This is a genomic window from Bradyrhizobium sp. HKCCYLR20261, assembly GCF_051168435.1.
Taxonomy (GTDB): Bacteria; Pseudomonadota; Alphaproteobacteria; order Rhizobiales; family Xanthobacteraceae; genus Bradyrhizobium.
Genome location: NZ_JBNPUZ010000004.1, coordinates 65,696 through 88,143, shown reverse-complemented (window position 1 = coordinate 88,143; position 22,448 = coordinate 65,696). Strand labels below are relative to the sequence as shown.

The following is a 22,448-nucleotide window of genomic DNA, read 5'->3' as shown; positions in this document are numbered from 1 at the left end:
CGATGTTGGGCGATGTCGGGCGCATCGGCGGTCAGATCGTTCGGGTGGGTAGCCATGAAAAAACTCTCCAAACCTGGGGTTTAAGAGAGAATTTCATGCTTAAATCAATCGATCCAACGGATTATATCGGACATTATGATCGATTCAATCGATTGATTGGCGCCTCTTGCGCCAGCAATCCTAATCCTCCAGGACGCGCCGGCGCAGCGTGGCGTCCGGCACGAAGCAGGAATCGTATTTGCCGAAAATGCGGTAGCGATTGCGGGCGACCACGCTGTAGAGCGCGTCGCGCAACGGCTTCGGCACGGCGAACAGCGCGCGGGTCCAGCCCCAGCCCGGGAGGTTGGAGAGCACGGTGAGCGCCGCATCGGATTTCAGATGCGCACGTCCGCCGTGCACGACCGCGTTGGTGTCCGGCTCCTTCGGATCGATGCCGAAGGCTTGCGCGAGCCTCGTGCCATAGGGCGATTGGATCGGCGTGAAGCGGAAGCGCTTGGCGCTGTCGCGCGCGATCACGAACCGGACCCAGCGCGAGCAGAACACGCAGACGCCGTCATAGAGAATCACATCGTCATCGGGCCAGTCGGTCATCAGCGATTGTCCATCATCAAGAGCGCGACCAGCATCAGCACGATCGCAGGTGCGGTCTTCACCAATGCGCCGAGCGGCTCGAGCCAGAGGTCGGGCGTCAGCACCGCGCATCCCAGCATGTAGCCGAGCGAGACGACGATTCCGGCAACGAGGCCGAAAGCCGCCGTTTTGCGGAATGCGATCAACATACCGACGGAGATGTCCATCATGCTGGTGATGGCCGCGAACGGAATCGCAAATCCCTCCGGCCAGCCGCGCGTGGTCAGGATCGCGGTGGTCGCCGGGAACGAGATGAACAGCGCGATGCTGCCGGAGGCGATCCAGAACAGCACGAGGCTCGCGATCATCAGTGCCTTGATCAGGAACAGCCGCGCGAACCATTTGTCCTGAATGGACGCGCCATGCGCGCCGACGGCTTCGCTGAGGCTGACCGGCGTGATCCCAGTGGCCGCCATCCATGGCGCGGGATCGCCGCGCACGCCGCGGCGCAGCTCGGCGATGGCCGTGCGGCGCATCGGCGGCATCCAGCCCAGCCGGCTGGAGAGGTCGCCGGCGAGCGCGCCGAGATCGACGAGCGGCGCGGGCACGGCGAGGCGCGGCCAATCCGTGGTGCCGAAGCTGCGCCGGAACGCGGCGATCACGTCACCCAGCGTCACCGGCTCCGGCTGCATCAGATCCCAGCTCACCGCTTGCGTCGCGTCCTCATCGATCGGCCGCGTGGCGAGCCAGGCGATGGTCGCGGCGATATCCGCAACCGCCACCGGCTGGAACGGCGTCGCCGCGTCCTTGACCGGCAGATCAATCGGAAACGCCGCGAGCGCGCGCAGCATCGCACTGCCGCCATAGGCCGAGGGTGCGATCACGAAGCCCGGGCGCAGGATCGCATGCGGAATGCCTGAAGACGCGATCAGCCGTTCGGCCTCGCGCTTGGTGGTGGCGAAGGCGGTGTGATCGTCGTCCGCCGTGCCGGGAATCGAGATATGAACGAACCGCACGCGGCGGCCGCTCGCCGGGATCGCGGCGAGCAGGCGCGCCACGAACTCGCGATGCACGGCCGTGGTGTCGCTGCCGGGACCATCCTGCAGCACGCCGAGACAATTGACGACGACATCGATTTGATGCGCGCGCATGAGGCCCGCCAAGGCGGAGGCATCGAGCGCCATGATCGGCAGCTCGATGTCCAGCGGGGAGACCCGCTGCGAGGCCGAGAATGCCCGCGCGACGCCGACTGTGGTGAAGCCGCGCCGGCGCAAGTCATCCGTGACGAAGCGGCCGATCAGCCCGGAAGCGCCGAGCACGAGGACGCGCGAGGTCGGAGCAGCGATCATGCAAAACCTGTTAGTACGGCTTGGCGATCATCAGCCAGAGAATGGCCATGACCGAGCCGAAGCCGGGGATGCCGCACAGGAACCAGCGGCGGAAGACGGTGAAATAGCGCGGCGGCAGCTCTTGCGCACGGCTGTCGGCGGCGCGCGCGAGGTCGCGGAGCTCGATCTGCATGAAGATCACGGGCACCCAGAACAGGCCGGCGACGGCGTACAGCACGAGCGAGGTGAGCAGCCAACCCTCCGTCACGGCCGTCGACGACAGCCACATCAAGGTGCCACCAGTGACCGGCTGCAGCAGCACCGCCGACAGCGTGAAGATCATGTCCGCGATCACGACGACACCGGCCGTCCGTGCGATGAACGCGGCTTCGCCGCTCAGATGCGCCATCAGCATGAAGAATGCGATCCCCGTGCCGGTTCCGAGAATCACGATGGCGCCGAGCACATGCAGATATTTAACCAGGAAATACAGCGTCATCATGATCCTGTTAGTTCGCCGATCCCGACTTGGCCGGGCGCGGCGCCGGCGGCCGGACGAGCGCTGAGGCCAGCGCGTCCGAGGCGGTCATGATACCGGCGTCCTGTTCGGCCAGCCAATGGCCTTCGTTTCCGAAGGCGGGCAGCAGCTTGAAGTCGACTTGCGCCCCACCCGAGACGAACGCGTCGGCGATCTCACGCGACAACGCCGGCGGAAAGTAGCTGTCATTGGCTGCAACGAGCCATGTGACCCGGAGCTGTGCGTTGTGTCCGAAGGCACGGGCGGCGTCGCGCAGCCGCAGCTCGCCGCAGATGCGTCCCGGCACATCGTCAGCGTGGCCGCCGCGGCCAGGTGCAAAGACGACGATCTTCGCGACGAGGCGCCGAGGCTGACCTGCGAGCGCCAGCGCGCCCCAGCCGCCGGCCGAGTGGCCGACGACGAGCGCGCCACCTCTTGCAACGTACGGCTGCTCGCGCATGAAGGCGAGCGCGCGTAAGATCTGCGCGGCGGTCGCGCGTCCGGCTTTCTCGTAGTCCGGATTGGCGCACTCACCCTGGTCTTCGACGTAAGGTCCGCCGGTGCGGCCATGCCCGAGACGCTCCGGCACCAGCACCGCATAGCCGCGCGCCACGAGCTCGCGCGCAAGCGCCGTGTAGTTGGGCTGCGGCATCTGCGCCCGCCGTAGCGCGTTCTGCGTGGAGGCGTGTGCGATCAGAGCCAATGGAAACGGTCCGTCACCGGCGGGGCGGTACAGCAAGGAGTGCGCCGGAATGTCGGTCGAGGTCGACGGCACCAGCCATTGCTGCCGTCGCGCCGGATCGCCCTCGGCCGACACCGGTCCGAATCGCTGCGCCCAGGCGTTCGATCCTGTGAGGACGGCGACCGCGAGCAACCATGAGACGCAGCGAAGCAGCACCAGTCAGCCTGACGGGAAGATGTTGAGCCCAAGCCACACTAACCGATGCAACGGCGCCGTCAGCCGCTGTTTGTCGTTCGTGCTATGAACCTGCGGTGACAGGACACCGCTGTCTCCCAACAATGTTGCGAATTTGTCCCTTTTCGGCACAGGTTTCCGCCACTGTGATGCCGAAAGTCCACAGGTTAACCGATCTTTAACGTGGCACCTTGAAGGCGGACCGCCGACTTGCTTTGATCCCGTCATGAGCACAACCCTGATCGAAGTCCGTCCGGCCAAGGCTGCAGATGCGGCTGCGGTGGCGTCAGCCCATGATGAAGCTTGGCGTTCTGCCTATCAGGGGATCATCCCCGGCGCAGAGCTGGAGAAGCTGATCAATCGGCGCGGTCCCCAGTGGTGGGACAGCGCAATCCGCAAAGGCAGCCGCGTCAGCGTGCTGGTGTTCAACGACAAGGTCGCGGGCTATGCGAATTACGGCCGCAATCGCGCCCGCAGCCTGCACTTCGACGGCGAAGTCTACGAGCTTTATCTGCGACCGGAATTTCAGGGGCTGGGGTTCGGTCGCCGGCTCTTCCAGTCCGCCAAGCGCGATCTCGCGCAGAGCGGACTGAAGAGCATGGTGGTGTGGGCGTTGTCCGACAACGACCCCGCCACCGAGTTTTACCGCGCGTTGGGCGGCCGCATGGTCGCGCGGTCGTCGGAGCGCTTCGGGCCGAAGTCGCTCGACAAGGTCGCCTTCGCTTGGACCAACTGAGCTGGACCAACTGTGGTCCGGCCGGATTGAAGCTCTGGACGCGTTAAGCGTTAACGCGTCGGCGAATTGAACTGAAGGTTTCGGATTGAGCTAGCAGTTGCGCGGCCGCGATTTTTTTGCGACTGCGAATGCGAGCGCTCATCGCCGGAGCGTCTGACCCGCGAGGGTCAAATCCTCAAACGTTCAAGTTCCACGGAGCATCCATGCGCATCGACGCCATCCCGATCGGGAAAGATCCGCCGCGCGAGGTCAATGTCGTCATCGAGGTCCCGGTCGGCGGCGAGCCGATCAAGTACGAGCTCGACAAGGAAGCCGGCACGCTGTTCGTCGACCGCTTCCTCTATACGGCGATGCGCTACCCCGGCAATTACGGCTTCATCCCGCACACGCTGTCGAATGACGGCGACCCCTGCGACGTGCTGGTGGCCAACACCCGCGCGATCGTCCCTGGCGCGGTCATGAGCGTCCGCCCGGTCGGCGTGCTGATCATGGAGGACGAGGCCGGCGGCGACGAGAAGATCATCGCGGTGCCGTCGTCCAAGCTGACGCAGCGCTACGACAAGGTCCGCAGCTATTCGGACCTGCCTGATATCACGCTGCAGCAGATCCAGCACTTCTACGAGCACTACAAGGACCTCGAGCCCGGCAAATGGGTCAAGGTGTTGCGCTGGGGCAATGCCGACGACGCCCACCAGCTGATCGCCGAAGGAATCGCCCGCGCCAAGGCGGCGAAGAAGTAACAATCACTGACGTCATTCCGGGGCAGCCGCGCAGCGGCTGAACCCGGAATCTCGAGATTCTCGGGTGCGCAAGTGCGCACCTGAGTTCGATGCTCCGCATCGCCCCGGAATGACGGCGGGTCTTAAACCGCCGGCTTCGGCAGCCCGGCAATCGCGCAGGCCGCGCGCAGCGTGTTCACCAGCAGGCAGGCCACCGTCATCTGGCCGACGCCGCCGGGCACCGGCGTGATCGCGCCGGCCACCTCGGCGACCTCGGCATAGGCGACATCGCCGACCAGCTTCGTCTTTCCCTCGGCGGTCGGAATGCGGTTGATGCCGACGTCGATCACGGTCGCCCCCGGCTTGATCCAGTCGCGCTTCACCATCTCCGGCCGGCCGACCGCCGCATAGACCAGATCGGCCCGTGCGGTCAGCGCCGGCAGATCGCGCGAGCGCGAATGCGCGATCGTCACCGTGGCGTTCTCGTTCAGCAGCAGCTGCACCAGCGGACGCCCGACCAGATTGGACCTGCCGATCACGATCGCGTTCATGCCCTCCAGCGAGGCGTGGACCGTCTTGCTCAGGATGATGCAGCCGAGCGGCGTGCACGGCGCCAGCGCCGGCTGGCCGCCGGCGAGGCGGCCGGCATTGTGCGGGTGCAGGCCGTCAACGTCCTTGGCCGGATCGATCGCGTTGATCACCACCTCGGTCTCCAGCCCCTTCGGGAGCGGAAGCTGCACCAGGATGCCATGCACCGACGGGTCTTGATTGAGCCTGCCGATCAGCGCCAGCAGCTCCGCCTGGGAGACGTCGGCGGGCAGCTTGTGCTCGAACGACGCCATCCCGGCGGCCTGGGTCTGGGTGTGCTTGCTGCGGACATAGACCTCGGAGGCCGGATCGTTGCCGACCAGCACGACGGCAAGGCCCGGCGTCAGGCCGTGGTCGCGCTTGACCCGCTCGACCTCGCCCGCGACCTGCGCCCGCAGATCGGCTGCGATGATTTTTCCGTCGATGATGCGTGCGGTCATGGCTCTACCTCTTCGGTCAATACAGTCTCTTCAGCGCACGACGCCAGCCGCAAGCTCCCACCCTCCCCTGGAGGGGGAGGGTCGCTCGCGCGCGAAGCGGGCGAGCGGGGTGGGGTGATCTTTCCGCCCGCACTGGTGCTCGTGGAGAGATCACCCCACCCCGCCTCACGTTTCGCTTCGCTCTCCGCGAGGCGACCCTCCCCCTCCAGGGGAGGGTGAAGACCGCCGCCGGCGACGCGAAACGCATCGGCTCGCCTGTCTTGCGTCTGCTTCGACTATGTTCCGGTCGGCTTATGGGCTGCGATGAGGTCGCGCAAGGCCTGATCCAGCTTGGACGGCTCTCCGTCGATCGCGACCTGCTTGAGACGGGCCGTCGTGCCGGAAGTGATTCGCACCGCCTTCTTGGTCACGCCGATCGCCTTGGCCAGAAGCTCGGTCACGGCGCGGTTGGCTTCGCCGCCGTCGGCGATCGCGCGCACCCGGACCTTCAGCACGCTGCGGCCGTCGGACAGCGTCTCGACACCGTCGATCGCGTCGCGGCCGCCACGCGGCGTGACCCGCAGCGCGACGGTCAGGCCGCCCGCGGCCGTGCGCCAGGGCTCCATCGCGACGACAGCGATCAGAAGACGTTGGGGTAGATGTAGTAGGTGATCACGCGCTGGATCAGCATGATGATCAGGATCAGGATGATCGGCGAGATGTCGAGGCCGCCCAGATTGGGCAGCATGCGCCGGATCGGGGCCAGCACCGGCTCGGTGATTCGGTAGAGGAATTCGGCCACCGCGGACACGAACTGATTGCGCGTGTTGACGACGTTGAAGGCGATCAGCCACGACAGGATCGCCGAGGCGATGAGCAGCCAGACATAGAGGTCGAGAACGATCAGAACGATGTCGAGAACGGCACGCATGCGGGTCCACTCGGGGGCGAGGTCGCGGATTCGACCTGGGTTGTCCGGTAGATATCGGTTCCCCCCCGCCCAAACAAGGGAAGCCGGACGTCAAGGCTAACGGGCGATGTGAGCGTTCTTGACTTGACCAGTTCACCGCCTGTAAATGGCGCCCGATCTGCCGGCCGCCTTCCCACTCTCGCGCGGCCGCGTGACCAAGACGTCGGACTGTCCAAAACATCGGACCGCCGAAGTCGTGACTTGGGGCCATAGCTCAGCTGGGAGAGCGCATCGTTCGCAATGATGAGGTCGGCGGTTCGATCCCGCCTGGCTCCACCACGCTTCGCCCTTCGGGCTACGCGTGGCGCAGCCACGCAGTGCCCGAGGGGCGAAGCGTGGTGTCCGGCGTAGCCCTTGGCGAAGCCGGACTGACACCAGTCACCACAATCCGATCGTCTGAAGCCGCTACTCCGCCGCCTCGGCCATCGCCGCGACCGGCTGCCGTTCCAGCCATCCATCCAGGAAGTGCTTCAGCCATACCCGCTCGGCGGCATCGTGCACCGCGCGACCCTCGAAATGATGGTGGCGCGCGCAGGCGCCGGGCGTGTCGAGCCTTGCATGGCCGCGCGTGGTCCAGCGGCACATCATCGCGTAGGTGACGTCGGGGTGGAACTGCAGCCCGGTGGCGTTCTCGTATTGATAGGCCTGCACCGGAAAGTCGCCGCCCTCGGCCAGGAGGTCGGCGCCGGCGGGCAGGTCAAAACCCTCACGGTGCCAGTGGTAGACATGGTCGGGCCAATGCGGGCAGAGCTTCTTGCCCGCGCGCGTCGGATGGATCGGATAATAGCCGATCTCGGCGCGTCCCTGCGGATGCGGCGCCACCCGGGCGCCGAGCTGCATCGCCAGCATCTGCGCCCCGAGGCAGATGCCGAGGAACGGGCGCTGCTCGCGCAGCGGCACCTCGATCCAGTCGATCTCGCGCCGGACGAAATCGTCGGGATCGTTGGCGCTCATCGGACCGCCGAAAATCACGGCACCGGAATGCCCATCGAGCGTGTCCGGCAGCGGATCGCCGAAGCGCGGCCGGCGGATGTCGAGCCGGTAGCCGCGGGCGCGCAGCGCATTGCCGATGCGGCCGGGACTCGAGGTTTCCTGGTGCAGGATGATGAGCACGGGCCGGTGCGGCGCAGCCGCCGCGGCCGGCGTCGAGGACAGGGGCCGGACGTCCGCCGTGGCGGTCCCGTTCGAGGAAAGCGAAGGGTCTGGCCTGAGCATCACCTGGCGATCATAGCTAAGCGAAGGTTAACGGTGCGTGAGCAAGTCAACCTCGGAAAGCAAGCACCGGGCCAGCACGGGCCATTTCGGCCGACGCAACGAATCATCTGCGCGACGTTTCGCGGTAGTCGAAGACCACTGGCGACGTCGAAAACGCAGAACGAAAAATCTGGTGCGGTTTCAGAGCCAATGCCGCCATGGCGACAACACCGACATCGCATAGCAGAATGTCGGATCCGCCACGCGCAGGCGAATCAACTGCGCTTGAGCTGCAGCCGCCCGACCGCGTCGAGGATGAAGCCGCGCGGGAACCAGCGCAGCAGGAACGGCACGATCTTGATGCCGATCCCCGGCAGCACGACCCGCTTGTCCGCCATCAGCCCGCGATAGCCGGCCTCGGCGACGGCCTTCGGCGAGACGTTGAGGATCACCGAATCGACGCCCGGCTTGAAGCCGGCGCGGTCCTGAAACTCCGACGGCACCGGGCCCGGGCAAAGCACGGTGACCCGCACGCCATGCGGCGCCAGCTCCTTGCGCAGCGCCTCGGTGAACGAGATCACATAGGCCTTGGAGGCGTAGTAGACGGCCATGCCGGGCCCCGGCAGGAAACCCGCGACCGAGCCCAGGTTGAGGATGCCGCCCTTGTTGCGGATCAGCTGGTCGGAGAAGCGCAGCGACAATTCGGTCAGCGCGCGCACGTTCACCGAGATCATGTCGAGCTGCTCGGTGCGGTCGAGCTGGACGGCCTTGCCGAACAAGCCGAAGCCGGCATTGTTGACGAGATATTCGAGCTCGACGCCGGCGTCAGTCAGCGCCGCCGCGATGGTCGCCCCGGCATTGGGGGAGGTGAGATCGCAGGGGATGACGAGCGGCGCCGGTCCGCCCTTGGCGGTGATCTCGCGGGCGAGCGCGGCGAGGCGGTCCTCGCGCCGGGCGGTCAAGGCAAGCCGGTGACCGTTGGCCGCGAACACGCGTGCCAGCTCGGTTCCGATTCCGGCCGAGGCGCCCGTTACCAGCGTAACCCGTTCACTCACGATTCCCTGCTCTTCGATCACATTCCGAACTTGCTTGGTCGCCGCGGACGAGAGCATAGCCCGGCCGGAACATGCAAGCTGGCCCGAAGCCCGGCTCGGCGCCCGGTTAACGCAATAACATCGGATTCACATAGGTTTACATGAACAAAGGTTGCCCGGAACAAAATTAAAGTTTGTTCATCTGACGGTCACTCGCTTGGCGGGAGCCGGATCAGGCCGGGTTCCCCGCGCGTCGGGAGGCCACCCGGTGCTTGAGGTCGATGCGGTCGGGAGTGGAGATGCCGAGCAGCTCCGAGGCGCGCCAGACCACATTGTCCTCGAACTCCGTCACCTTGCCGTCGGCATAGACCAGCTCCCACATCATCTCGACGATGCGCAGCCGGCCGGCCTCGTCGACCTCGCGCATGATGACGCTGGTGAACCGGTAGAGATCGACCGCGTCGCCCTCGGCCAGCATCGCCTGCGCGATCAGCCGGTCGGCGGAGCCATGGTCGAGGCCGAAGCGCAGCTCGATCAGGCTGTGCAGCTTGCGCTGCTCCGCCGCGCTCGGCTCACCGTCCAGCGAGATTACGTGGATCAGCAGCGCGGTCGCGGCGAGCTGGTAGCCATTGTCGTCGAAGGCCGGCGTCTCCTGCGGCGACACGACGTCGGCGATGAATTGGCGCAATCCTTCGAGCATGGCGTCCTTCGATGTTGCGTGCAGGCCGCGGATCGTCCTGCTGACGCCTGTTATATGCAAACGCCGCCGGTCTCGGACAATCCATCCGGGCCCGGCCGCGGCATGACATTTCGGTAAGCGTTACGGTATTTCGTAGACCATCATCCGGTCGGCGATCCCGCGCAGCGCCGCCTGTTTCTGGATGGGGGCGATGTTCGCCGTGCTCAGAATGTCGGCGACGCCAGGGCTCTGGATGACCGGTGCGGTGATGTGGATCTCCTGCGCCGTCGACAGGCTCTGCACGCGCGCGGCGATGTTGACGGTCTGTCCGAAATAGTCCTGACGGTCGTTGAGCATCACCGCCAGGCAGGGCCCTTCGTGGATGCCGATCTTCACCACGAGATCCTCGGTGCCGCGCTCGGCATTGAGCCGCTGCATCGCGTGGCGCATCCGCAGGCCCGCGGCCAGCGCATGCTCCGGCTTGATGAAGGTGGCCATGACGGCGTCGCCGATGGTCTTCACCACCGCGCCCTTCTCGGCATTGATGATCTCGAGCAGGATGCGGAAATGCGCGCGCACCAGGTCGAAGGCGGCGAGATCGCCGACGCGCTCATACAGCGCGGTCGAGCTCTTGAGGTCGGTGAACAGGAAGGTCAGCGAGGTGATCTTCAGCCGCTGGTCGATGTTGAGATTGTCGGCCTTGAACACGTCGCGGAAGGTCTGGTTCGACAGCATCCGCTTGGCGGTGAGGAACGGCTTGCGGCGGCCGATCAGGTGATGCAGCGCATCCGCCGCGACCATGATGGTCGGCAAGGTGCGCACCCGGGCCTTGTTGTCGAGCGCGAGCTGGAGCGGGCCGGGCCGCAGCACCCTGGTCTGCACCGCGCTGTGTCCGCCCTCATATTTGATGGCGAGCTGCTGCACCTCGTCGGTCGGCTCGCCCTGCACGTCGATGAAATGCGCGGCGTGGGTGACGGGCTCGAACAGGATGATGAATTGCGGCGGCAGCGTCAGCGTGACGGTGGTGTGGTCGCCGGCCGCGAGCTCGCGCGTGTCGATCACCACCTCGTTCGACAGCGCCGCCATCGCTGCATCGTCGAATTCGACGCCGGAGCTCCAGAACACCTGCTTGAAATAGTCCCAGACCGGCAGCGCATGCGGGTCGTGCGCGGCGATCCGCCTGACGCGCGGGCTCACCGTGAAGGCGGCCTCGACCTGCTGGTCGACGGTCGCCTCATAGCCGCAGGCGCACAGCCCGCATTGATACTCGTCCGAGCGGAGTGATTTCAGCGTGCCGTGCGCGTCGAGCACGCCGCCGCAGCCGGGGCACAGCACGTTCCAGGTCAGGTCGAACAGGCCGGCCCGCGCGGCACGGATGAAGCCGGAGATCGTGCGCTCCTCGTCGAGGCCGGTTCGGGCCGCGAAGTCGAGCACGTTGATGCGGTTGAGCTCGTGGTCGGCCCCTTCCGCGATCAGCCGCGCGATCGCGTCCGACACGGCCGGGTCGGCGGCGTCGTGGGAGGCGGAAAACGGCATGGCCGCGGTCATGGACATCCCGATCAGGTAGTCAAAGATGGACCGGAATACCAGATGACGGCGCTCACCGCGGCGTGATTCGGAACAGTGGCGAGCGGTCCGGCTGTGTCGTCACCACGCCGACCGGCATCACCGGCGCGCGGTCGACCAGCTCGATCCTGAAGGCGCCGACCAGGCGCGCCAGCGCCAGCACCGCCTCGACCAGGGCGAAATGAGCGCCGATGCACACCCGCGCACCGGCCCCGAACGGCAGGTAGGCGAAGCGCTCCAGCGGCGGTGCGCCGGGCATGAAGCGCTCCGGCTTGAAGGCATTGGGCGCGTCCCACAGCTTCTCGTGCCGGTGCAGCAGCCAGGGCGAGATCAGGACCACGTCGCCGCGCTTGACCGAAAACGACGCAATGCGGTCCGGTCCGCTGGCGGCGCGGGCGATCAGGAACGCCGGCGGATACAGCCGCAGCGTCTCGTCGATCACCGCGCGCGTGAACGGCAGTTGCTCGGGACTGCCGAGATCGGCCGCCGCGCGCACCTCCTGCGCGAGCCTGTCCTGATTGGTCGGGTCGAGGGCGATCAGGTACAGCGCCCAGAACAGCGCCGTCGCAGTGGTCTCGTGTCCGGCGAGGATCATGGTCGCGACCTCGTCGGCGAGTTGCGCGTCGGTGAAGGCCGCTCCGGTTTCGGGATCGCGCGCGGCCCCCATCAGGTCGAACAGGTCGCGCGGTGGGGCATCCTCCAGCTTTCCGGCGGCGCGGCGCTCGGCCATCAGCATGCCGATGAAATCGGTCCAACGCCTGCGGAACCTTCGGCGGGCGAAGTCGCGCGGGGTCGGCCAGGACACCGGCAGCACGATGTCCAGGAGATGCGGGCTGGCCAGCCGCATGCCGTACTCATAGACGAAGTCGCGCAAGGTGGCGCCGTGGCGGCCCATCTCGAACGAGAACATCGTGCGGCCGGCGATGTCGAGCGTCATGCGCTGCATGACCTCGCGCAAATCGACCGGCTGCCCGCATTGCTGCCGCAGCCGCGCGACCGTCTCGTCGGTCACCGCCACCATGTGCGGCACGAGGCCGGAGACCGCGCGCGGCGTGAACGCCGGCGCGAGCGTGCGGCGCTGATGCTTCCAGGCCTTGCCCTCGGCAATCAGCAGGCCGTCGCCGAGCACCGGTTGCAGCACGCGGATCGCGCCGGCGGTGCGCGTGTAGTTCTCCCAATTGTCGACCAGCACATGCTTGATGGTCTCGGGCGTGTTGAGGATGTAGCTGGAGCTGCCGAGGAAGCGGCCGCGGACGATCTCGTCCTCATAGGCGCGCTGGCTCCAGGTCGAGATGGCGTTCTGGCCCATCATCAGCACCCGCCGCAGCGTGCCCATGCTGTCGGGCGCGCGTGGCGGCATCGGCGGGATCAGCGGCCCCCGGGAATGCGGCACCCGTGCCTGCGGCAGATAGTGGATCTCGGCGGTGCTCATTCACTCCTCACAAGATCGCTCCCATGAGCGCCCGTCGACCCAAACTATCGCACCGACGAGCGCGACATTTTCACGTCATCGCGCTCGTCGCGTGAGCTGGGACGCGCAAGCGCACCCCTCGGGGGGCCTGTGACGTACCATCATACTCCAGCAACTAATCAGTCAGCTCGATCAGCGCAATCCTGCCCTCCGATGCTGGCCAAAGCCGGGCGGCGATGCGTTCCTGGTTGAAAAGCCCGATGACGCTGCGCCCGATGTCTCCGGCCGGCAGCCGCAACGTGGTCGTGGCATCGGTCGGCACGCCCTTCTGTACGTCGCCCGGTTCCTTGCCGTCGAGCAGCACGATGTCGCGGGGCAGGCCGAAATAGCCGCGCGGCCGCGACATGATCACGATCGCGCCAGCACCGGCATCGGCCTGGCCGAGCGGCCGCGCGGCGCGCAGATGCACCACGTCGGACGAGCGCGGGAATGGCGAGCGGTAGAAATGTGTGACCGGCGCGCCCGGCGACGTCAGCACGATCTCGATGAACGACGTCGGATCGATCTCCGCCGGGCCCCAGCGCCCGTCGGCGCCGGTCTGGCCGCGATAGACCGGCTCGCCGTTGCGCGCGCCGGTCTCGCCTGAGACGCGGTAGACTTCCACGCTGGCGCCGGCAACGGGGCGGTTGGTCGGCGCGCCGCCCGGCGTGCCCGTGACGAGGCCGCTGATCCGCACCTCGCGCTCTGGCTGGACCGCGATGACCGACGGCTCGCGGCCGGCAATGAATTTGTAGATCTCGCGGAACGCGCGCGGATGGAACGCGACCTCGCGATGGTCGAGCGCGCCGAGCACGAGATTGGTCGCGCCTTTCAGCGCCGGGCCTTCCGCGGTGATCCCGGTGGGGACGCCGGGCTTGCCGACGAGCCGGCCGTCGGCCTGCGCGTATTTGTCCAGCCCGTCGCTGCGCAAGGTCAGGAAGGCGGTGCCCGGGGTAACCTCGCTGTCACCTGAATTGAGAGCGCGCAGGAACGGGCCTCGGCCGTTGAACTCGCTGCCGGGACTGTCCTCCCAGTCGAACACGCCATGATTGGGCGTGCCGCACAGCACGGCGTGGCTGACGTCGGCGCCGCCACCAGTCTTGATGACGTTGCGGATCGCGTAGCCGCCGCGCGAGCTGCCCACCAGCGCGACGCGCGGTGCGCCCGTGCGCTCCTTCAGCGCCTTGATGGCCTCGGCCAGTTCGCGGCGCTGGTCCTCGGTGGACGACCGGTTCGGCTGCGCCACCGCGTCGTCGTTGCGGGCCAGCGGATCGGTGAAGTTGAGGGCGGCAAGCCGCGACCGCGGCACGCCGTTGGACTCCATCCGCCACAAGGTCGTGAGCCACAGCGCGGCATGATCGCCGTTGCCGTGGACGAACAGGATCGGAGGAATGTCGCCGGTCGATGGCGCGGTCGTCGTCTGTGCGGCGACGGAGAGCGGCAGGCCGCTGGCGAGCAGGGGCAGGGTTCCCATGCCCTGCAGAATGTTGCGGCGCGTCAGTTTCATGGGCGGTCTCCCCTTGTCTCATTCATCTTGTGTTGGTTGGCCGCGATCCATGATGCGATCGTCTGCGCACTGGACGCGGCTGACCTTCGCAGGCATCACATTCGTCCGGCTGGAATCAAGCGATAGTTCAATGCGATCTTCTGCCCTGCGATCTGGCGACCTGGACGGACCGGCATGAATGCGCCGCAGAAACGCGAGCTGTTCGCCGCGGAGAGCATCGCCGCACCGCTGAAGCACACGGTGTTCCGCCGGATCTGGCTGGCGAGCCTGCTGTCGAATCTGGGACTGCTGATCCAGGCCGTCGGCGCCGCCTGGGCGATGACGCAGATGACGTCGTCGGCCGACAAAGTGGCGCTGGTGCAGACCGCGCTGATGCTGCCCGTCATGTTCATTTCGATGCCGGCCGGTGCGGTCGCCGACATGTACGACCGCCGCATCGTCGCGCTGGCGTCCCTGCTCGTGGCCCTCGGCGGCGCGACGACTCTGACCGTGCTGGCCTGGCTCGGCATGGTCACGCCCGAGCGCCTGCTCGTGCTGTGCTTCGTGATCGGCAGCGGCATGGCGCTGATGGGGCCGGCCTGGCAATCCTCGGTCAGCGAGCAGGTGCCGCCGGAAACCTTGCCGGCGGCCGTGGCGCTCAACGGCATCAGCTACAACATCGCGCGCAGCTTTGGCCCGGCGATCGGCGGCGTCGTGGTCGCGGCTGCGGGGGCGGTGGCCGCGTTCGCGGCCAATGCGCTACTGTACCTGCCATTGCTGGTGGCCCTGTTCATGTGGCGCCGCGTGGTCGAGCCGAGCCGACTGCCGCGCGAGCCGCTCAACCGCGCCATCGTCTCCGGCGTTCGCTACATCATCCACTCGCCATCGATCCGCATCGTGCTGATCCGCACCCTAGTGACCGGCATCATCGGCGGCTCGATCTCGGCGCTGATGCCGCTGGTCGCGCGCGACCTGCTGCATGGCGGTGCGCAGACCTACGGCATCATGCTCGGCGCGTTCGGCATGGGCGCCGTCATCGGCGCGCTCAATATCGGCGAGGTCAGGAAGCGGCTGTCGGGCGAGGCGGCGATCCGCGTGTGCGCGCTCACCTTGGGAGCGACCACGGCGGCCGTGGCGCTCAGCACCGAGCCGGTGCTCACGGCCGCAGCGCTCGTCGTCGCCGGCGCGGTGTGGATGCTCGCGGTCGCGCTGTTCAACATCGGCGTGCAGCTGTCGGCGCCGCGCTGGGTCGCGGGCCGCGCGCTGGCCGCGTTCCAGGCGGCGATCTCTGGCGGCATCGCCATCGGCAGCTGGGGGTGGGGCCGCCTCACCGACGCCGCTGGCGTCGAGGTCGCGCTGCTGGTGTCCGGCGGATTGATGATCGCCTCACCGCTGCTCGGCCTGTGGCTGCGGATGCCGCCGATCGGCGCCCGCAACGAGGACGGCGAGACCTTGGCCGATCCCGAGGTGCAGCTCGAACTGACGCCGCGCTCAGGGCCGCTGGTGGTCGAGATCGAGTACCGCGTCGCCGAGGACAATGCCCGCGCCTTCCACGATCTGATGCAGGACGTGCAGCTCAGCCGTCAGCGCAACGGCGCCTATGGCTGGTCGATCGCGCGCGACATCGCCGATCCCGAACTCTGGACCGAGCGCTATCACTGCCCGACCTGGATCGACTATCTGCGCCAGCGCAACCGCTCGACCCGCGCCGAGCGCGAGCTGCACAAGCGCGCCATCGACTTTCACATCGGGGCAGACCCGGTGCGCATCCGCCGCATGCTGGAGCGGCCGTTCGGTTCGGTGCGCGTCAAGGACGACATCGACCGCACGCCCGAGACTGCGCCTGCGGTGGCGAGCGCAGCGCGGAGCGGGCCTTAAGCGGCTCATTCGCTCAAGCAAACCGCTTCCGCGTCATTCCGGGGCAATCGTCAACGCGCGGCTGCGCGGTGACGATTGAACCCGGAATCTCAAGCTGAGGAGCAGGGTGCAAGACAATCTCGGGATTCCGGGTTCAAGGCCTGCGGCCTTGCCCCGGAATGACGAGCCTCCGGAGACGACAAAAAAACGTCGGCCATCCGCTCGACGAACGAAACGATTACGCCAAATCAGGACTCACTGCCCGTGATCGGTCAGCACCTTGTCGCAGGCCTTCGACAGCTTGGCGCGGTGCTCCTTGAGGCAGGCGAGCACGGCCTGGTCGCCATTGTTCATCACCGCCCGGCAATGCCGCGAGACGTCGCGGGCGCAGGCATCCTGGCCGGGCTGCTGCTGGGCGGAGGCCGCCGATGCGAGCAGGAGAAAGGGGATGACCACCAAGACTTTGTTCATGACTGACGCCTCGCTCCCGGCATTGAAGGTTCGGCGGCGCTTTTAGTGGCCGCAACCGGGCCTCGCAAGCGCCTCGACCGCAGCCGGGGCGCGCAAGGGGAGCCAGAGCCCGTGATCACTGGCTGTCGCTGACCTCGGCGATCTTGCCGCTGCGCTGCTTTAAGACTTCCTTGTCGAGCACGGTGCGGCAGCCGGAGCTGAGCGAGGAGCGGTTCTTGATCATGCAGGCGGTGACTGCCGGGATGTTGGGGATTTCGCTGCTGCACAGGCGGAAGGCGTCGCCGGTGCACATCTGCTGCGCCTCGGCGCTGAAGGCGAAGCTTTCGGTGGTGGTGAAGGTTGCGACGGCGGCGACGCTGACGGCGGCCAGAACGGCCTTGCGCAGCAAAGTGAAGGACTTCGTCATGGCTGGCTCCCATTGGCTCCGCGTCATTGCGGGCCCCGTGTTTCGATGCGCTCATCATGGCCGGATGCCGCGTTAGCAACCGTGATGCGGGTCACGCCAGATCGGCCTGCGCAACCCGGCCCGGCCATTTCGGCAGGGCGTGGCGACATGTCACTGCGTCGAACACCCGATTCCACGGCGGCATCCTGCTGGAAATCTTGGCCGATCCTGGCCGTGTTGGCACCGCGTTAAGGTTTCGTTGGCACTAATGGAAGCTAATCGAGGTGGTTGGACGGTGTTCTTGTCCGCCACCGTCTGTCTCGCGTTTTCGGGAAGAGTAACCATGCGTAATGCGTTAGGCTTGCTGCTGGCCACCGTCGTCGCGGCGTTGGCGATCACCGGTGTGTGGTACTATGTGTCGAAGCCGAGCGCCGCGAAAGCCGCCGCGCAGAGCGCATCGATCAAGCCGGCCGAGCCGGCGTCCTCCCCATCATCGACCAGGCTCGCCGCCAAGGCCGACGTCGAGTTCACCGGCACCGTGCCGGCCCGACCCGCAACGCCGCCGCCGGCGCCCAGCTTGCCGAAATCGACCTGCGCCAATCCGGATGCGCTCGGCGTCTCCCGCACCGTCGTGGTCGACACGACAGGCGGTCCGGGCTTCGGCCTCGACCACTTCAAGCAGTTCGACTTCCTCGCCGACCGCGAGGTTGTGCTGACCTTCGACGACGGCCCGTGGCCCGTCAACACGCCGGCCGTGCTGAAGGCGCTGGCCGACGAATGCACCACCGGCATCTTCTTCACCATCGGCAAGCACGCGACCTATCATCCGGAGATCCTGCGCCAGGTGCAGGCGGCCGGTCACGTCGTCGGCGTGCACACCTGGTCGCACGTCAATCTCAACGGCAAGAAGATGACCGATCAGACCGCGAAGGACGAGTTGGAGAAGGGCATCAGCGCCGTGAAGTTCGCGCTTGGCGGCACCAATCCCGCGCCGTTCTTCCGCTTCCCGCAGCTGCAGCACCGTCCGTCCGCCGTGGCCTATCTCGGCACCCGCAACGTCGCGATGTTCTCCTGCGACGTCGACAGCTTCGACTTCCGCTCCAAGGATGCCGACCAGGTCGTGAACACGGTGATGACCGGGCTCGACAAGAAGGGCAAGGGCATCATCCTGATGCACGACTTCCAGAAGAACACGGCGCTGGCGCTGCCGACCCTGCTGCGGCGGCTCAAGGCCGGCGGCTACAAGGTCGTCGCGATGAAGCCGAAGGGCACGCTCGACACGCTGCCGGAATATGACGCCATGGTCGGCCAGGATCCGAAGCTGCCGACCACCATGACCAATGCGCGCCCGATCTCCAGCGTGATCCAGACCGTCCAGCAGTGATGCCCCGCTGCCAGTGAGTGACGGCGAAGGCCGGGCGATTGCCCGGCCTTTTTCGTTGCACGCGTGTTTGCCTGCAAATCACGCCGCCCCTTCTATCGGCCTGGCGACCTGCAGCGGATGCCGTCGATGCCGCCGCGAACCGGGCCGGCTATTTGCAGGTCGGTTCGATCGTCCAGGACCAGGTCACAGTCGAGCGCGCCGAGGGAATCAACGCCTGGGACATGCCGACATCCTTGCCGCCGCGCTTCGGCGCTTTGCCATCGACGCACAGCCACCAGAACGGTGATCCCAGACCACCATTGGTCACCAGGGGCGTGCCCTCGGCAATCACGAGTGCATTTCCGAGGCCGGGATACCAGGCGGTGACGTACTTGATCCCGGCGCCCTGCATGGCCTGCTCGACCGTGATGCCGGGCCGCCATTTGGCTGGATGGCTCACCGGCGGCTGGCCCGGGATGTTGAAGGTCAGCGCAACAGTCTGGGCGGCGGCGCCAATTGTCGTCGCCGCAAGAAGTGCAGTGGCAAGCAGGGCCGTTCGGAACATCATGTTTCCCCATATGGCGGTAATATGGGCCGAAAGCTAGCTCAGGTTGAACGGCTGTCAACCGGGCTCGACGCCGAACGAAGGTCTCGGCTGTCCGCTCACCAATAGATGCCGTGGCGGTGCAACTCGCGGACGATGCGGGCCTCCGTCCAGCTCCTGGTCCGCGGCTTGCTGCTGCGGGCGGAGCGCTGGGACTTCTGCGGCTTCTGCACCGAGCTGGTCGACGCCGCAGGCGCGGTCGCTGTGGCCGTCGCCGGCTGCGGTGTCGCGGCGGTGGTCGCTGGAGCGGCCGGCGCGGGCGCTGCCGCGGGTGCAGCAGCGGCCGTCGCTTGGGTGGCGGGCTGCGCCGGGACGGTCGCGACGGCCGGGACCGGTGCGGGTGTCACGGTGACTTGGCCGGCCTGCTGCACATAGCTGGGTCGCGGCGTCGGGGCGGCGTCGCTGGACGACAGCGACAGGCTGCGGGTGCCCTCGGCCATGGCGGCGGTGGCGGACATCAGGACCATGGCACCGGTCAGGATCATCTTGCGCATCGTGAAAGCTCCCCTTGTTGGCTGCGAGGAGGTTTAGACGTCCCGGCGATCCCCCGATGTGATGCTTGTCACACTGGGCGGGACAATTCCAGATCGCACGCGGGCGCTCCACACGCCCTCGCGGATCGGCACACCGCTTTTCTCAGAACCTTTTGTCGATGACCGCGACTTCAGTTCAGGGCGATGAGGAGCTCAGGGACGCGCCCGACGATCATCCGACCATCGTTGATTGCAGCATGTGCGGGCGCTCGCACTGCAATCCCAGACCATCGGCGTTTGTTACCAAAATACCGCCATGCGGAGGTGTTCCATCCTCGTGGAACGACCCAAGGTTGAGGTATGATCGTATGCATATGTACTGTTCGTTGGTGCTGTTCAGAAGGTTCGCCGAATCCGATAGGGAAAGTGGTCGATTCGGGGGAAGGGCTGGCGCATGCGCCGAATGATCTCAGCACTGCTCATAACGGCCGCCATGCTGCTCGCCGTCCAGCATCCCAGCCTCGCCCAGGCGGGCGAGAATGACGTCGAGGAAATCTACATCGCGCGCTCCGTGCGCCGTGGGCGGGTGGTGCCGTCGGATTTCTGCGCGCCGACCAAGACCGGTTTTGCTCCGGCGCTCGAGGACCAATTGTCCATTCACAGCGTGAACGTGCAGGCGAGCGATGGCCGGATGACCGGCAGCAACGACAAGAGCATCGGCGACATGCGGGTGTGTATTGGCCAGGCGATGGATCCGACCGTGCTCGGCACCTACACCGAAGGCCAGCTCAACGGCATCCCCTTCACCGGGCTTGGCGACTGCCGTCTGGTCCGCGGCAACCAGCCCGAGGATGGCCTGCTCACGCACCGCTGCTTCCTGGTGCTGACGGGATTGCCGGAGCCCTATGTGGGGGGCTTCATGGTCTCCAGCTCGCTGTATTCGCGGACCCCGTTCGGGCCCGACAGTTCGCCGCCGGGCTATGCCCAGGCCAGCTTCCTGATCTTCCGTCTCTGGAAAAAACGGCTGCCCTGAGGCAGCCGATCTGAATTGCTCTCCCTGACCGTGCTCAGGCCGGCGAGAAGGTCTGCACGAAGGCCCGCACGGTTGCCGACACCTTGTCTTCCGACACGTGCCAGGCGGCGCCGTCATCGGCGGCGAAGAAGCTGGAGGCATTCGAGCCGCCCCAGCGGAACACCTCGAAGGACGGCCAGTACCAGATGTCCTCGAGCTCCGAATTGTTGACGATCTCGTGGGCGACCAGCCGCATCGTGCTCTTCGACAGGCAGTCGGCCTGCACCACCGATTCATACTCGAACGAGGTGAGCAGCGGCACCGGCGACACCGTGACGATCACCTTGATGCCGGGCCGCACGCTCCTGACGAAGTCGATCAGATAGCGCACATTGTCGACATTCTCCTGCACGCTGGCGGTGCGGAACTTGTACTTCTCGGCCAGCGCCCGTGAGTTGAGCGCGCTCGGCCTGGGGAGCACGAAGGCGCCGGTCTCGCGGTCGAAGAACGCGGCGGCGACGCCGAGCGTCAGGATGAAGACGTCGGCCTGCTTGATGACGGCGAGCGTGTTCTCCTGGCTCGATCCCGGCGGCAGCAGCTCGACGATGCGCTCGCGAATCTCCGGATCGATCTTGGCGCCGCGCAGCCAGTCGACGAACACGCGGTTGGCGAAGGTCGTGTTGATGTACTCCGAGATCTCCATGTGATGGCTGTTGTAGCCGCTGTCATTGAGGCTCTTGGAGAGGTTGCGCGCGAAGCACGAGCCCATGGTGAAGAAGCGCGTGCTCTTGTCGAGAAACTTTGGCGCTGCCGCGAGATTCACGGCAATGTGGTTGGTGATCAGCGTTTGCAGATCGCCGAGGAAGTCCTTCGTCTCCGGATAGCGCCCGACCTTGGCGCGGGCCTTGACCTCCTTGGTCTTGCCCTTCTTGGCATTGGAGCGCGCGAGCTCCAGCGTCTCGCGATTGGCCGGCGTGTCATAGGCGGGGTTGAGCTTGATCGCCTTCTCCAGCGCGGTGACCGCTTCCTCGAATTCGTTGCCCTGGGTCAGGATCTCGCTGAGCGAGAAATAGTCCGCCGCCTCGTTGGAGGCGGGCGCGAGCTTGCGGAACAGCTCCATCGAGCGGCTGAACGGACCGACATGGCTGCAGCGCACGGCGGCGCTGCGGATCAGGTGCAGATTGCCCTCGGTGGCCTGCTCGAAGATCTGCGGGTTCTCGTCGAGGATCGCGAGCATCATGTCGCGCGCCTCGGCGCGCTTCTTGTGCGAGCCGTCGTCGATCAGCTGGGCATAGATGAAGCGGGCGTTGATGTCCTTGGGGTCGAGCTCAAGCAGCTTCTGGAAGGCGAGCTGCGCGCTGACGTAGTCCTTGTCCTCGATATATTTGTAGGCGAGCGTCCGGATCTGGCCGACGATGGACTGGTACTGGCTGTGATTGTCGAGGGCAGTGGCTGTCGTGCTCATGTCGCGGGTCGCCTTGTGTCTCGTTGCGTCGATCCGGCCTGCCGGCCGTCGGAGCCGGGCATCGCCGCCTACCCGGTCAAATCGTCTCGCGCGTAGGCCTCGCACGCCGCGCGCATTCCGTTTCGACCATGACCTTTGCTACTGATCGTCTGCGGCCTGGCCGTTGACGTACGCCGAGCGCAGCCGGCATTGCGGATATCGAACGTAAAAACACGGGTCCGAAACGCCGCCTGAGCGGGAACTTTCCCCGCGGCTCGCGCCCGACGATGGCGCGATTTGGGTTAAGCAATTCTTAACTGGTGAACGGAGCGAGGGGGGGGGGGGGCGCCGAGGAGCGCCCACTGCACAGTAGAGAGGTTCAGCGCTTTGTCCCCCCCCTAGAGCGCCAAGACAAGGCCCGTAACTAGGCTTTTTCTTTCAGGCGTCCAACTTTGCGAGGATATTCGCCCCGTGAGCCAGGTGATGGTTTTGGGTTAGATCGAACGTATCAAGAAGTTGCTGAGCCAAGGCTACGTCGTGGCATCTTCGGCGAAAGCGCGCGATGTGCTCCTGCTGGTCGGCAATAATCCGCATACCTACGGCAATGTGGCGTTCGGCCTGAGCCGAGTGCCGTAGCTACATTGCCCGGTCCATGGCGCAGTCAAGC

At 66.3% G+C, this 22,448-nt stretch carries 23 protein-coding genes and 1 tRNA gene; 6 read left to right on the top strand and 18 right to left on the bottom strand.

Going from position 1 to position 22,448, the window contains the following annotated elements:
• Nucleotides 1-180: 180 nt before the first annotated feature.
• The 4 genes from ACQR1L_RS10480 to ACQR1L_RS10465 are packed head-to-tail and all read right to left on the bottom strand — an operon-like array spanning nucleotide 181 to nucleotide 3,316.
• Complete coding sequence (locus tag ACQR1L_RS10480) at nucleotides 181-591, bottom strand: thiol-disulfide oxidoreductase DCC family protein (protein ID WP_434857885.1); 411 nt, start codon at nucleotides 589-591, stop codon at nucleotides 181-183.
• Nucleotides 591-1,919 (bottom strand): SDR family oxidoreductase, encoded by a 1,329-nt coding sequence (locus tag ACQR1L_RS10475; RefSeq protein ID WP_434857884.1) that lies wholly within the window; start codon nucleotides 1,917-1,919, stop codon nucleotides 591-593. The genes ACQR1L_RS10480 and ACQR1L_RS10475 overlap by 1 nt, the downstream gene beginning before the upstream one ends.
• A gap of 10 nt (nucleotides 1,920-1,929) precedes the next feature.
• The gene (locus tag ACQR1L_RS10470) at nucleotides 1,930-2,397 is read right to left on the bottom strand and encodes a DUF2269 family protein (RefSeq protein WP_434858288.1); all 468 of its coding nucleotides are present in this window, start codon (nucleotides 2,395-2,397) and stop codon (nucleotides 1,930-1,932) included.
• Between the two features lie 10 nt (nucleotides 2,398-2,407).
• Nucleotides 2,408-3,316, bottom strand: a complete 909-nt coding sequence (locus ACQR1L_RS10465; RefSeq protein WP_434858287.1) for an alpha/beta hydrolase family protein — start codon at nucleotides 3,314-3,316, stop codon at nucleotides 2,408-2,410.
• A gap of 241 nt (nucleotides 3,317-3,557) precedes the next feature.
• Here ACQR1L_RS10465 and ACQR1L_RS10460 point away from each other — a divergent pair, with 241 nt between their 5' ends.
• Both ACQR1L_RS10460 and ppa read left to right on the top strand, forming a co-directional pair.
• Entirely contained in the window at nucleotides 3,558-4,067 is a 510-nt protein-coding gene (locus ACQR1L_RS10460; protein WP_006611902.1) for a GNAT family N-acetyltransferase, read from the top strand.
• Nucleotides 4,068-4,270: 203 nt separating this feature from the next.
• Complete coding sequence (gene ppa, locus ACQR1L_RS10455) at nucleotides 4,271-4,807, top strand: inorganic diphosphatase (protein ID WP_434857883.1); 537 nt, start codon at nucleotides 4,271-4,273, stop codon at nucleotides 4,805-4,807.
• 122 nt (nucleotides 4,808-4,929) lie between these two features.
• Here ppa and folD read toward each other — a convergent pair whose 3' ends face one another.
• From folD to ACQR1L_RS10440, 3 genes are all read right to left on the bottom strand, one after another.
• The gene (gene folD, locus ACQR1L_RS10450) at nucleotides 4,930-5,814 is read right to left on the bottom strand and encodes a bifunctional methylenetetrahydrofolate dehydrogenase/methenyltetrahydrofolate cyclohydrolase FolD (RefSeq protein ID WP_434857882.1); all 885 of its coding nucleotides are present in this window, start codon (nucleotides 5,812-5,814) and stop codon (nucleotides 4,930-4,932) included.
• Between the two features lie 275 nt (nucleotides 5,815-6,089).
• Nucleotides 6,090-6,419 (bottom strand): DUF167 domain-containing protein, encoded by a 330-nt coding sequence (locus ACQR1L_RS10445; RefSeq protein ID WP_434857881.1) that lies wholly within the window; start codon nucleotides 6,417-6,419, stop codon nucleotides 6,090-6,092.
• Between the two features lie 14 nt (nucleotides 6,420-6,433).
• Entirely contained in the window at nucleotides 6,434-6,724 is a 291-nt protein-coding gene (locus ACQR1L_RS10440) for a YggT family protein (protein ID WP_011923523.1), read from the bottom strand.
• A gap of 242 nt (nucleotides 6,725-6,966) precedes the next feature.
• On the opposite strand from ACQR1L_RS10440, the gene ACQR1L_RS10435 reads away from it, so the two are divergent.
• Nucleotides 6,967-7,042: transfer RNA gene (locus ACQR1L_RS10435), tRNA-Ala, on the top strand.
• Between the two features lie 126 nt (nucleotides 7,043-7,168).
• Here the strand turns inward: ACQR1L_RS10435 and ACQR1L_RS10430 are convergent.
• The 6 genes from ACQR1L_RS10430 to ACQR1L_RS10405 all read right to left on the bottom strand — a co-directional run bounded on the left by ACQR1L_RS10430 (nucleotide 7,169) and on the right by ACQR1L_RS10405 (nucleotide 14,193).
• Entirely contained in the window at nucleotides 7,169-7,978 is an 810-nt protein-coding gene (locus tag ACQR1L_RS10430) for a glutamine amidotransferase (RefSeq protein WP_434857880.1), read from the bottom strand.
• Nucleotides 7,979-8,232: 254 nt separating this feature from the next.
• On the bottom strand, nucleotides 8,233-9,012 hold the full coding sequence (locus ACQR1L_RS10425; RefSeq protein WP_434857879.1) for an SDR family NAD(P)-dependent oxidoreductase: 780 nt from the start codon (nucleotides 9,010-9,012) through the stop codon (nucleotides 8,233-8,235).
• 211 nt (nucleotides 9,013-9,223) lie between these two features.
• A complete protein-coding gene (locus ACQR1L_RS10420; protein ID WP_434857878.1) occupies nucleotides 9,224-9,691 on the bottom strand; it encodes a TerB family tellurite resistance protein in 468 nt (155 codons plus the stop codon).
• Nucleotides 9,692-9,811: 120 nt separating this feature from the next.
• Nucleotides 9,812-11,218: an adenylate/guanylate cyclase domain-containing protein gene (locus ACQR1L_RS10415; RefSeq protein WP_434857877.1), complete on the bottom strand. Its 1,407-nt coding sequence runs from the start codon at nucleotides 11,216-11,218 to the stop codon at nucleotides 9,812-9,814.
• 52 nt (nucleotides 11,219-11,270) lie between these two features.
• Nucleotides 11,271-12,668 (bottom strand): cytochrome P450, encoded by a 1,398-nt coding sequence (locus ACQR1L_RS10410; protein ID WP_434857876.1) that lies wholly within the window; start codon nucleotides 12,666-12,668, stop codon nucleotides 11,271-11,273.
• Between the two features lie 154 nt (nucleotides 12,669-12,822).
• Nucleotides 12,823-14,193, bottom strand: a complete 1,371-nt coding sequence (locus ACQR1L_RS10405) for a hydrolase (RefSeq protein WP_434857875.1) — start codon at nucleotides 14,191-14,193, stop codon at nucleotides 12,823-12,825.
• Between the two features lie 174 nt (nucleotides 14,194-14,367).
• Between ACQR1L_RS10405 and ACQR1L_RS10400 the strand changes: the two genes are divergently transcribed.
• Nucleotides 14,368-16,050, top strand: coding sequence for an MFS transporter (locus ACQR1L_RS10400; RefSeq protein WP_434857874.1), 1,683 nt, complete (start codon nucleotides 14,368-14,370; stop codon nucleotides 16,048-16,050).
• A gap of 234 nt (nucleotides 16,051-16,284) precedes the next feature.
• Here the strand turns inward: ACQR1L_RS10400 and ACQR1L_RS10395 are convergent, their stop codons facing one another.
• Together ACQR1L_RS10395 and ACQR1L_RS10390 are read right to left on the bottom strand one after the other, a co-directional pair.
• Nucleotides 16,285-16,500, bottom strand: coding sequence for a cysteine rich repeat-containing protein (locus ACQR1L_RS10395; RefSeq protein WP_434857873.1), 216 nt, complete (start codon nucleotides 16,498-16,500; stop codon nucleotides 16,285-16,287).
• Nucleotides 16,501-16,615: 115 nt separating this feature from the next.
• Entirely contained in the window at nucleotides 16,616-16,906 is a 291-nt protein-coding gene (locus ACQR1L_RS10390; protein WP_434857872.1) for a hypothetical protein, read from the bottom strand.
• Nucleotides 16,907-17,228: 322 nt separating this feature from the next.
• On the opposite strand from ACQR1L_RS10390, the gene ACQR1L_RS10385 reads away from it, so the two are divergent.
• Nucleotides 17,229-18,269 carry a polysaccharide deacetylase family protein gene (locus ACQR1L_RS10385; RefSeq protein ID WP_434857871.1) on the top strand — a complete coding sequence of 347 codons (1,041 nt, stop codon included), beginning with the start codon at nucleotides 17,229-17,231 and terminating at the stop codon, nucleotides 18,267-18,269.
• Nucleotides 18,270-18,417: 148 nt separating this feature from the next.
• On the opposite strand, the gene ACQR1L_RS10380 is transcribed toward ACQR1L_RS10385, so the two are convergent.
• Both ACQR1L_RS10380 and ACQR1L_RS10375 read right to left on the bottom strand, forming a co-directional pair.
• A complete protein-coding gene (locus ACQR1L_RS10380; RefSeq protein WP_434857870.1) occupies nucleotides 18,418-18,813 on the bottom strand; it encodes a hypothetical protein in 396 nt (131 codons plus the stop codon).
• A gap of 98 nt (nucleotides 18,814-18,911) precedes the next feature.
• Complete coding sequence (locus ACQR1L_RS10375) at nucleotides 18,912-19,346, bottom strand: hypothetical protein (RefSeq protein WP_434857869.1); 435 nt, start codon at nucleotides 19,344-19,346, stop codon at nucleotides 18,912-18,914.
• A 442-nt stretch (nucleotides 19,347-19,788) separates the two neighbouring features.
• Between ACQR1L_RS10375 and ACQR1L_RS10370 the strand changes: the two genes are divergently transcribed.
• Nucleotides 19,789-20,358, top strand: coding sequence for a hypothetical protein (locus ACQR1L_RS10370; protein ID WP_434857868.1), 570 nt, complete (start codon nucleotides 19,789-19,791; stop codon nucleotides 20,356-20,358).
• A 34-nt stretch (nucleotides 20,359-20,392) separates the two neighbouring features.
• Here the strand turns inward: ACQR1L_RS10370 and ACQR1L_RS10365 are convergent, their stop codons facing one another.
• On the bottom strand, nucleotides 20,393-21,802 hold the full coding sequence (locus ACQR1L_RS10365) for a GSCFA domain-containing protein (protein WP_434857867.1): 1,410 nt from the start codon (nucleotides 21,800-21,802) through the stop codon (nucleotides 20,393-20,395).
• Between the last annotated feature and the right edge of the window lie 646 nt (nucleotides 21,803-22,448).

Coding starts and splice junctions, on each gene's coding strand:
- ACQR1L_RS10480 (WP_434857885.1), bottom strand. CDS start 591: ATGACCGACTGGCCCGATGACGATGTGATTCTCTATGACGGCGTCTGC.
- ACQR1L_RS10390 (WP_434857872.1), bottom strand. CDS start 16,906: ATGACGAAGTCCTTCACTTTGCTGCGCAAGGCCGTTCTGGCCGCCGTC.
- ACQR1L_RS10385 (WP_434857871.1), top strand. CDS start 17,229: ATGCGTAATGCGTTAGGCTTGCTGCTGGCCACCGTCGTCGCGGCGTTG.
- ACQR1L_RS10475 (WP_434857884.1), bottom strand. CDS start 1,919: ATGATCGCTGCTCCGACCTCGCGCGTCCTCGTGCTCGGCGCTTCCGGG.
- ACQR1L_RS10410 (WP_434857876.1), bottom strand. CDS start 12,668: ATGAGCACCGCCGAGATCCACTATCTGCCGCAGGCACGGGTGCCGCAT.
- ACQR1L_RS10460 (WP_006611902.1), top strand. CDS start 3,558: ATGAGCACAACCCTGATCGAAGTCCGTCCGGCCAAGGCTGCAGATGCG.
- ACQR1L_RS10430 (WP_434857880.1), bottom strand. CDS start 7,978: ATGCTCAGGCCAGACCCTTCGCTTTCCTCGAACGGGACCGCCACGGCG.
- ACQR1L_RS10395 (WP_434857873.1), bottom strand. CDS start 16,500: ATGAACAAAGTCTTGGTGGTCATCCCCTTTCTCCTGCTCGCATCGGCG.
- ACQR1L_RS10400 (WP_434857874.1), top strand. CDS start 14,368: ATGAATGCGCCGCAGAAACGCGAGCTGTTCGCCGCGGAGAGCATCGCC.
- ACQR1L_RS10365 (WP_434857867.1), bottom strand. CDS start 21,802: ATGAGCACGACAGCCACTGCCCTCGACAATCACAGCCAGTACCAGTCC.
- ACQR1L_RS10370 (WP_434857868.1), top strand. CDS start 19,789: ATGATCTCAGCACTGCTCATAACGGCCGCCATGCTGCTCGCCGTCCAG.
- ACQR1L_RS10415 (WP_434857877.1), bottom strand. CDS start 11,218: ATGACCGCGGCCATGCCGTTTTCCGCCTCCCACGACGCCGCCGACCCG.
- folD (WP_434857882.1), bottom strand. CDS start 5,814: ATGACCGCACGCATCATCGACGGAAAAATCATCGCAGCCGATCTGCGG.
- ACQR1L_RS10445 (WP_434857881.1), bottom strand. CDS start 6,419: ATGGAGCCCTGGCGCACGGCCGCGGGCGGCCTGACCGTCGCGCTGCGG.
- ACQR1L_RS10380 (WP_434857870.1), bottom strand. CDS start 18,813: ATGTTCCGAACGGCCCTGCTTGCCACTGCACTTCTTGCGGCGACGACA.
- ACQR1L_RS10420 (WP_434857878.1), bottom strand. CDS start 9,691: ATGCTCGAAGGATTGCGCCAATTCATCGCCGACGTCGTGTCGCCGCAG.
- ACQR1L_RS10470 (WP_434858288.1), bottom strand. CDS start 2,397: ATGACGCTGTATTTCCTGGTTAAATATCTGCATGTGCTCGGCGCCATC.
- ACQR1L_RS10405 (WP_434857875.1), bottom strand. CDS start 14,193: ATGAAACTGACGCGCCGCAACATTCTGCAGGGCATGGGAACCCTGCCC.
- ppa (WP_434857883.1), top strand. CDS start 4,271: ATGCGCATCGACGCCATCCCGATCGGGAAAGATCCGCCGCGCGAGGTC.
- ACQR1L_RS10375 (WP_434857869.1), bottom strand. CDS start 19,346: ATGCGCAAGATGATCCTGACCGGTGCCATGGTCCTGATGTCCGCCACC.
- ACQR1L_RS10440 (WP_011923523.1), bottom strand. CDS start 6,724: ATGCGTGCCGTTCTCGACATCGTTCTGATCGTTCTCGACCTCTATGTC.